This window comes from Dysgonomonas sp. BGC7 (genome assembly GCF_001261735.1).
Taxonomy (GTDB): Bacteria; Bacteroidota; Bacteroidia; order Bacteroidales; family Dysgonomonadaceae; genus Dysgonomonas.
This window is the reverse complement of record NZ_CVRP01000036.1, coordinates 1-505: the sequence shown is the minus strand read 5'-3', so window position 1 is coordinate 505 and position 505 is coordinate 1. Positions and strand designations below refer to the sequence as shown.

Below are 505 nucleotides of genomic sequence, written 5' to 3'. Positions count from 1 at the left end.
GGCACATATTCTACCAATTTGTTTAAGATATCTTTTTATTATAATAGCTTAAATCAGATTGATTATGCTAATATATCTGCTATGTATTAATTTAACTAGTATTTAATAAATAAAATTTCATTTGCTGAAAATAGAAAATTCCCAGCAAATGAACTAAAAAATTTACACCCCCGACCAACGATCTATTTGTGTCATTTCATCCTGTACACGCAATATATCCGTTACGGCAACTTTTGGGGCGAATTTTATCGATTTTATGGCATTCACAAGAGCCTCGTTGTCGGCATTTACGGTACTGGCTATTGCAGGTATTTGCCCTCCGGCTTCGAATTGTCGGCGCAAAGGGGATTCGTAACCTTGCGATGCTTTGGCAAAGAAAGAAGTCATATCGGAAGCAGAGAGTTCTCTGCGCTGCGAATTTTATGTAAAGATTAAACCTTTTATTCTTATCTTTAGTCCAATAATTATAACCAAACTCTTCGGATGGTATGAAAACCTTACACTA

The 505-nt window shown here is 35.4% G+C and carries 1 protein-coding gene; it reads right to left on the bottom strand.

The window, feature by feature from the left end:
* Positions 1 to 162 precede the first annotated feature (162 nt).
* On the bottom strand, positions 163 to 387 hold the full coding sequence (locus BGC7_RS17520; RefSeq protein ID WP_050702893.1) for a hypothetical protein: 225 nt from the start codon (positions 385 to 387) through the stop codon (positions 163 to 165).
* Between the last annotated feature and the right edge of the window lie 118 nt (positions 388 to 505).

Bases quoted from the DNA above. Each gene is read 5' to 3' on its own strand.
- BGC7_RS17520 (WP_050702893.1), bottom strand. From the start codon at position 387: ATGACTTCTTTCTTTGCCAAAGCATCGCAAGGTTACGAATCCCCTTTG.